Annotated in this window: 9 protein-coding genes; 8 read left to right on the plus strand and 1 reads right to left on the minus strand. The window is 40.1% G+C overall.

What is annotated here, in order from left to right:
• Positions 1 to 350 (minus strand): hypothetical protein (locus WC310_05580; protein ID MFA5359252.1); only part of this gene is annotated, 350 nt, incomplete at its 3' end.
• A gap of 336 nt (positions 351 to 686) precedes the next feature.
• Between WC310_05580 and WC310_05585 the strand changes: the two genes are divergently transcribed.
• From WC310_05585 to lysS, 8 genes are all read left to right on the plus strand, one after another.
• On the plus strand, positions 687 to 1730 hold the full coding sequence (locus tag WC310_05585; GenBank protein ID MFA5359253.1) for a DNA polymerase III subunit: 1044 nt from the start codon (positions 687 to 689) through the stop codon (positions 1728 to 1730).
• Positions 1731 to 1744: 14 nt separating this feature from the next.
• Positions 1745 to 1978 carry a zinc-ribbon domain containing protein gene (locus tag WC310_05590; protein MFA5359254.1) on the plus strand — a complete coding sequence of 78 codons (234 nt, stop codon included), beginning with the start codon at positions 1745 to 1747 and terminating at the stop codon, positions 1976 to 1978.
• A gap of 90 nt (positions 1979 to 2068) precedes the next feature.
• On the plus strand, positions 2069 to 3391 hold the full coding sequence (locus tag WC310_05595; protein MFA5359255.1) for a hypothetical protein: 1323 nt from the start codon (positions 2069 to 2071) through the stop codon (positions 3389 to 3391).
• A gap of 15 nt (positions 3392 to 3406) precedes the next feature.
• Positions 3407 to 4471 carry a YCF48-related protein gene (locus WC310_05600; GenBank protein MFA5359256.1) on the plus strand — a complete coding sequence of 355 codons (1065 nt, stop codon included), beginning with the start codon at positions 3407 to 3409 and terminating at the stop codon, positions 4469 to 4471.
• A 27-nt stretch (positions 4472 to 4498) separates the two neighbouring features.
• Positions 4499 to 5047 carry a ribosome recycling factor gene (gene frr, locus WC310_05605; protein ID MFA5359257.1) on the plus strand — a complete coding sequence of 183 codons (549 nt, stop codon included), beginning with the start codon at positions 4499 to 4501 and terminating at the stop codon, positions 5045 to 5047.
• 1 nt (position 5048) lies between these two features.
• A complete protein-coding gene (locus WC310_05610) occupies positions 5049 to 6425 on the plus strand; it encodes a glycine--tRNA ligase (GenBank protein ID MFA5359258.1) in 1377 nt (458 codons plus the stop codon).
• A gap of 161 nt (positions 6426 to 6586) precedes the next feature.
• Positions 6587 to 7042 (plus strand): transcription elongation factor GreA, encoded by a 456-nt coding sequence (gene greA / locus WC310_05615; protein MFA5359259.1) that lies wholly within the window; start codon positions 6587 to 6589, stop codon positions 7040 to 7042.
• A gap of 102 nt (positions 7043 to 7144) precedes the next feature.
• Positions 7145 to 8656 carry a lysine--tRNA ligase gene (gene lysS / locus WC310_05620; GenBank protein ID MFA5359260.1) on the plus strand — a complete coding sequence of 504 codons (1512 nt, stop codon included), beginning with the start codon at positions 7145 to 7147 and terminating at the stop codon, positions 8654 to 8656.
• Positions 8657 to 8666 lie beyond the last annotated feature (10 nt).

Here is an 8666-nt window from a genome sequence, read left to right on the forward strand (position 1 = left end):
TAGATATGACTATGATGACTAAAATTCAAAAAGTCATCTCGGTGCCAATAAGCATATCCGCATTTGCCCATTCCGGAGCGAGAGAAGCATACCAGTATCCGAAATGGATCAACATCCCACCGTTTGGCCAAACGTTTACTTTGCCACACCCACCACAGAACAGTGATTGCGCTCCAGCCGTAGCCGACGGAAAAAACCAGGGCTATAACTTTTCCAATAGCAGCCGCTGGAATATTTAACGCCGTAAAAAAGACCAAAACTAGTAGAATCAACAACGCCGTTGTGATCAGAAAAAGCGGTCTTCCGATCACTTCGCGAAACGCAAACCAAACCAAACTCTTATTCATCATTCCTCCTTTGTTTAGTTTTATTTAAAATAGCCCCAACCAAATCGTTGGCAAACTTTTTGACGAGGAACCACTTTTCGAATTTTTCGCTTTTCGACCGAGCCAACAACGCAGGCGAAAAATCAAACCAAAAAAGCCAAGAAAAAGGCAATCGGTCGAATACTTCGCCATCATCTTCAGATACGTCTTTGTAACTTTCGACGCTTTATCACCTCCAGTTCCGGTTGGTTTGGTTTTTTAAAGAAACTTTTAGCTAAGTCATCAAAAATTTATACCATAACTACCTATTTTTGTCAATAAATTATTGATAACTAGCTCAAAACCTGCTAAACTTAAACCATGAGTAAATCTGATTTTAGCCAAAATTGGGGAATTATTGGCCATAGTAATGTGGTTGATTTTTTAAAAAAAACCATAGCCGTTGGTAATATTTCCCACGCCTATCTTTTTTCTGGTCCAGCCGGTATTGGCAAGAAAAAAATCACCCGAGCGCTGATCAAAGCCTTGTTTTGTGCCAAACCAAGTAGTGGCAACCCTTGCGACCAGTGTTCTGAATGCTTGCAGCTAGAAAAAAACATCCACCCCGATGTTTTTTTGGTTGATCGTCTAGTTGACCCCAAAACCGAAAATCTCAAAAAAAACATTTCTATTGAACAAGTCCGGGAGTTAAAAAACAAGTTAAGCCTTGGTTCATTTCTTAATTCTTACAAAATTGCGGTTGTAAACCAGGCTGAATTAATGAGCACTGAAGCAGCAAATGCTTTGTTAAAAATATTAGAAGAGCCAGAGCAAAAGGTAGTTTTAATACTGATTGCTCGCGATACTGACGTTATACCTAAAACCATTCTGTCACGCTGCCAAAATTTCAACTTAGAGCTGGTTGACCGTAACCTAATCCATGAATCGTTGATAAAAATGGGGAGTACCAGAAATTTAGCTGACAACTTGTCCTATCTGGCCGCTGGCAGACCGGGTCTGGCTGTAAAATTTTTTCGTGACAATGAACCATTCTCTTTGCGCCAAGAAAAAGTCAAAGAATTTTTGCGCCTGACTAGCGGCACTTTGGCAGAGAAGTTCCAAATTGTAGAAGTCTTAAGCAAAGAAGGCGAGGGATTAATCAATAAAATCAAAAATATTGAAGAAAGTCTGGATGTCTGGCAGTCAGTTATTCGCGACGTAATACTGATCAAAAATTGCCGACAGGATACGCCTGACGGGATTATCAATTATTGGTTGCAGGAAGAGCTAAAAAAGGCTAATATATATAAAAAGGACACGGTTGAATTGCGCGGCTGGATAGCAGCTATTGATCAAACCAAGGCACTGTTTGGTAGCAACGTTAACCCACAGCTAGCACTTGAACATTTGGTTTTACAGTTCTAATCATTTATCAGCTTATGAAATGTATCGTCTGCCAAAAAGAATTTACAATTTCCAATGACGACCAAGGTTTTTATAATAAGATAGCCGTCCCAGAACCAAAGCGATGCCCAGAATGCCGCTTGCTTGGCCGACTCGCTTTTCGCAATGAAAGAAATCTTTACCGACGCAAATGCGACGCTACGGGAAAAGAGATTATTTCTCTCTATCAACCGCAAAGCGCCTACAAAATTTACGACGCTACTTACTAGTGGTCTGATCAGTGGAACCCTCTTGATTATGGTAGAGATTTCGATTTTAGCCGTGAACTATTTCCACAACTGCAAGAGCTGTTTCTTGCTGTGCCGCGCATCGGTATAGTCAGCCATCAATCTGCCGTAAATTGTGACTACTGTGTCAGCATGATGGGTGAAAACTGCTATCTTTGTTTTACTGGTTTAGCCGAAAACGGTTTATATTTAACCTGGGTAATAAGATGCAAAGAATGCACTGACGGCCTCCACATTGAAAACTGCGAATTATGTTATGAGTTAACCGGCTCCAAAAACTGTTATAACGTAAATTTTTCAGAAGAAGCCTATGATTGCCGTGACTCAACCTTTTTGTTTGACTGCCACGGTTGTCATGATTGTTTTGGTGGAGCCAATCTGCGCAACGCCGCTTATGTTTTCTGGGGTGAACAGCTCAATCAAAAAACTTATGAAGAGAAAATTAAAACCGTTCACCTGGGAAACCATGAAGAACTCCAAAAATATAAAAAGCTTTTTGCCACGATCAAAAAACAAGCGATTTATAAAAATCTAGAAAACAACAAATCCGTCGATTGCTATCGCTCTGAATACCTGGATGGTTGCAAAAACTGCCGAGACTGTCGTGAACTGATAAATTGTGAAAACATTAATTTTTGTGATAATGGATTGGAGTTAAAAGATACCGTTGACACCTCTTATTTTGGCGTTAAAAGTCAGCTTGGCTACGAACTTTTAGGTGGTGGTACCGGCAGTTACAACACAAAATTTTGCGACACTGTTCGTTCTTCGAATAATTTGGAATATTGCAGTTTTTGTCAGTCTTGCACCGACTGCTTTGGTTGCAGCGGACTGCAAAACAAAAAATATTGTATTTTAAACAAACAGTATAGCGAAGATGAGTATTTTTCACTCGTCAAAAAAATCAAGGATCATGCTTTAAAAACAGGGGAGTATGGAGAATTTTTTCCGCTGAACATGTCATTTTTTCCTTACAACGACACCATGGCAGCAATCAGCTTTCCTAAAACCAAAACTGAAGTCGAAACGCTCGACGGTTATTGGCAAGAACAGGAAAAAAATAAAATTTACACTAACGCTATCGCTGCCAAAGACTTGCCAAACAATATAAAAGATGTCGGCGACGATATCCTGAGTAAAACCATTATTTGTGAAACAACCGGCAACGGTTTCAAAATCATTAAAGAAGAACTGGCTTTTTATCGTGCGCATAATATTGCCCTACCAAGAATTCATCCAGAAGTCAGATATCAGCAAAGATTAGGAAAGCGTCGTAATGGCGAGATAGCATTACGTAACTGCGATAAATGTGGCAAAGAAATGGAGTCTTCAATCAAACTAAATAACGGACTACGCGTTTATTGTGAGCAGTGTTATCAAAAATCAATATATTAAAAACTTTTTAAATTTATGACCAAAAAATTTTTACTAGTTTTAAGCATTTTTCTCGCGATTTTTGTATTAGCCGGTTGCGAAGTGTCTATCAAAAAAGGCGCTACTACTGACGGCGGTGTATATAAAACTACGGATAAGGGAGAAAAATGGACTGCCAAAAATCTGATTCCGTCAATTTCCGGCACCCCGGGATCGATTAGCGGAATCAACGTAAAAAAAATATATCTAGACCCGAAAGACGACGAAACCCTTTATTTGGTAACCAAGGATAACGGTTTGTTTTTTTCTTACAACAACGCCGATTATTGGCAGACGCCCCGCCGTCAACCAACAGAAATGAAATCAATCCAAGACTTGGCCATTGACCCAAAGGATAATTGCAATATTTACGTTAGTGCTGCTAATAAAATATTTAAAACAGAAAACTGCGCCCGTGAATGGAAACAAATTTATTATGGCAGTAAAACCACTGATATTGTCAATGCTTTGGTTGTTGATTGGTATAATTCAAATATTATCTACGCCGGTACTAAAGACGGCGATTTGATGCAAAGTAACGACGCGGGGTTGAGTTGGGCGACTATCAAAAGAGCTTCCACGCCTATTACTAAAATCGTTATTGATCCGTATGATAGCCGTATTATTTATTTTGCCACGACTAACAATGGCTTATTCAAGACTTCTGATCAGGGAAAAAATTGGACGCAAATCAAAGATCAGTTTAAGTCTTACAAAGATTCTTTAGAATATCGCGATTTTGTTATTGATCAGTCAAAACGTAATTCATTTTTCTGGGCGGCAAAATACGGTATTCTCAAAACTTCCGACGGTGGTGCGACATGGGAAGCACTAAAACTAATCGAAGCTCCTGGCAAAGAAAATATATTGGCGGTGATTATTGACCGAGAAAACAGTGACGGTATCTACTACACAACCTCCTCAGCTTTTGTAAAAAGTTTAGACGGCGGTAAAAGTTGGATTGCTAAAAAACTCCCATCCACTCGCGCTGGATCGGCTCTGGCTATTAGTTCAAAAGATCCTAAAGTTATTTATCTAGGGGTAACTATACTTGAAAAATAATAAAAATAAGCTAAAATAATACTTTATATGACAATAGAGGATAAAAAAATAGATTTTGAAAAAGCGCTCGAACATTTTAAAGCTGATTTGAGCGGAGTACGTACCGGTCGTGCCACTCCGGCTTTATTAGAAAACTTGTTAGTTAACTCTTATGGCAGCAAAATGCCGATCAAGCAACTGGGTAGCATTAACGTATCGGACAGTAAAAGCATGACTGTCGAACCATGGGATAAAAGCCTGCTTAAAGAAATAGAAAAAGCTATTTCTGCCGCCAATCTGGGATTGGGCACGGCTAATGAGGGTAATTTTATCCGTGTCAGCGTACCTCATATGACCGAAGAAAACCGTCGTGATTTGGTAAAACTTGTTGGAGAAAAAACCGAAACTGCTCGCATCGCCGTTCGCGGTATTCGCGATAAAATCAAAGAAGAAATTATCGAACAGGAAAAAAATAATGAAATTACCGAAGACGACAAATTCCGCATGCAAAAAGACCTTGATGAGATGACTGGCAAGTACAATGATCAGATCAAATCTCTAGCCGAAAGTAAAGAACAAGAAATAATGACTATTTAATATGACCGAAGAAAACTTAATGGACAAAATCGTATCACTATGCAAACGCCGTGGTTTTGTTTTTCCCGGCAGTGAAATATACGGCGGGCTAGCCAATAGTTGGGACTATGGTCCGCTAGGCCATCTGCTAAAACAAAACATCAAAAATGCTTGGTGGAAATTTTTTGTGCAGCAGCGCGCCGACATGGTACCGCTTGACGCGGCTATCATCATGAATCCTAAAGTCTGGGAAGCAAGCGGACACTTGCAAAACTTTCATGATCAGTTAGTGGAGTGCAAAAAATGTCATCAAAGATTTCGCGCTGACCATTTGCTAGAGATGATTAGTGCTAGACCAGAACACGAAAAACAGCCGGTCAAATCTATTAGTGAGATCAATTGTCCTGAATGCGGTGGCAACCTGACCGAACCGAAGAATTTCAACCAAATGCTGAAGACCTTTCTTGGTCCGACAGAAGATAGTACTAGCATAGCCTATTTACGTCCGGAAACAGCTGGCGGTATGTTTGTTAATTTCAAAAACATCCAGACCACAACTCGCCGTCGACTGCCATTTGGTATTGCTCAGATCGGCAAATGCTTCCGCAACGAAATCACCACCGGCAATTTTATTTTCCGTACTCGTGAGTTTGAGATAGGGGAGTTTGAATATTTTATCCATCCAAACGACTGGGAAAAAGTTTTTGAGATGTGGCTAGGGGAAATCAAGCGCTGGTGGTCAGATATTATGCAAATCAACATGAATAACATTGTCTGGCATGAGATCCCTGACGGCGAACGAGCGCACTACAGTAAAAGAACCGTTGATATCGAATATAAATATCCTTTTGGCATCAAAGAATTGCACGGCATTGCTTATCGCACCGATTACGATCTGTCACGTCATGAAGCAGTTAGTGGTCAGGATATGCATTTTACCGACCCGGAAACCGGAGAAAAATATCTACCGCATGTTATTGAGCCAACCTTTGGTATTGACCGCATGATTCTTGTCGCGCTGCTGGAAGCCTATCACGAAGAAGACGCGCCAACAGCCGAAGAAGGAGAAACCGAAAAACGCATAGTAATGAAATTCCCCAAGAATTTAGCGCCGATTCAAGTAGCCGTTTTGCCACTTTCCAAAAAAGAAGAATTGTCGGTTATTGCCAAACCGCTTGCAGATACTTTGCGTAAACACTTCATGGTTGATTATGACGAAACCCAAAGTATTGGTAAACGCTACCGTCGCCAAGATGAAATTGGCACCCCGTATTGCATTACCGTTGATTTTGACTCGATAAACGATAAGGCTGTTACCGTCCGCGACCGCGACACTATGGCACAAGAAAGGATAAAAATAGAAGAGTTAATTGATTACCTTAAGGCGAAACTTCAATAAGTATAGGGGGATAGTATGCAGTATATAGGGTTTTAATTTATTTCCTGCATACTTAAACTTGACATATGCTCTTCCTCCCATTATTATTAAATAACAGACTCTAACTACCTAATCTAAAAATACAAAGCAGCACGTAAAGGGCTTTTTTTGTTAACACTATTATGGACCAACTAATTTTAACATCAGAAGGATTGGACAAACTTAAAAAAGAACTAGAAGAATCAATGGCAAAGAGAAAGGTTATAGCGGGAAAAATTGAACATGCTAAAAGCTTGGGTGATTTGTCGGAAAATTTTGAATATCAGGAAGCTAAAGAAGACCAGTCATTTAACGAAACCAGGATTTTAGAACTAGAAGATATGATTAAACGCGCAGTTGTTTCCGGCGTAGCGCATAAGGGCGGAACGATCAACCTTGGTTCAAAAATAAAAGTGAAGATAAACGACAAACTTCAAGAGTTCAAAATTGTCAGTTTTAACGAAGCCGACCCGGTAAAAGGTCTTATTTCCAACGAATCGCCACTAGGTCAGGCATTTCTGGGTCGTCTTGTTGGTGATAAATTCGAAGTGGTGATTCCTAGAGGCAAAATGGTTTGTGAAATAATAGCCGTAGAATAGTGATTGATTGAAAAAAAATAGGACGGGTAAAACCTCCTGTTTTTTAGTTGCTATAAACGGTTTTTTTCGCTAAAATAGTACTATATCTATTAAATTAACTTTATGACCAAAAAAGACGCCCAACAAAATAATAATAACGAACTGAGCGAGGAATCTGTCCGCTTAGAAAAACTACAACGAATCAAAGATCGTGGCATCGCCCCATATCCGGAAAAATTTGATAAAACCCATAGTTTAGCTGAGGCCCTAGGAGAAAAAGAAGGCAAAAAGGTGGCGGTTGCCGGTCGGCTGATGACTTTTCGCGACATGGGTAAGTTGACCTTTGCTCACTTGCAAGATGCTTCCGGTAAAATGCAAATTGTTTTCAAACAAGACGAACTAGGTAATGATGAATATAAATTTTTGCTCAAAAATATTGATCTGGGAGATTTTCTTGGTATTGAAGGCGAAGCTTTTACCACTCAAAAGGGGGAGCGCTCAATCTTAGTAAAAAAATGGACATTCCTTGGCAAAGCACTTCGACCGCTGCCGGAAAAATGGCATGGTCTACAAGACCAAGAAGCCAAATACCGTCAGCGTTACCTGGATCTAATCTCCAATCGCGACACTCTGGAACGCTTTATTTTGCGCTCCAACTTTATTCGTGCGCTCCGCGAATTTTACTGGCAGGAAGGTTTTTATGAAGTCGAAACACCAACGCTGCTTCACAGTGCTACTGGCGCCGCAGCGCGACCATATAAAACGCACAACAACGCTCTGGATATTGATGTTGTACTACGCATCTCCCATGAATTACCGCTTAAGGAATTAATCGTCGGTGGTTTTGAGAAAATATTTGAGATTGGTAAGGCTTTTCGTAATGAAGGTCACGATCCGTCGCATCTACCCGAACACACTCATATCGAGCACTACTGTGCTTACTGGAACTACGAAGACAATATCGCCTTTACCGAAAAAATGTTTGATTACCTTTTTGATAAATTAAACATACCCAAAAAAATTACTATTCAAGACAAAGACGGTAATCCACGCGAAGTGGATTTTACCACTCCTTGGAAAAAAATTGATTTTATCGAAACAGTAAACAAAGACTCTGGTCTCGACATTATGTCTTATACCGACGTCAAAGATTTGCGTGCCGACTGCAAAAAGAAAGAAATTGAAATAGAAGACGCCGAAAATATGGGACTGTCGACTTTGATTGATAATATTTACAAAAAATTCTCTCGACCCAAAATTGTAAACCCAACTATTCTTTATCATTATCCAAAAGTAGTACAGCCATTAGCGCGCGTTAACGACAGTGATAATCGAACAGTCGACCAATTTCAACTAGTAGTCAACGGCTGGGAAATAGTTAAAGCTTATTCCGAGCTAGTTGACCCGATCGATCAGCGCCAAAGATTTGTCGAACAAGCCGCAGCCAAAGCCGCCGGTGATGAAGAAGCCATGGATGTCGATGAAGAATATCTCACCGCCATGGAACACGGCATGCCGCCAATTTCCGGCTGGGGCATGGGTGTTGATCGCCTATTTACACTGCTGACGCAACAACCAAATCTACGCGACAGTGTTCTTTTTCCATTAATGAAACCAAAAGACAAAGATCGTTAATATATATGAA

The organism is Patescibacteria group bacterium, assembly GCA_041653535.1.
In the GTDB taxonomy this organism is placed as follows: domain Bacteria; phylum Patescibacteriota; class Patescibacteriia; order JACRDY01; family JACRDY01; genus JBAZFH01.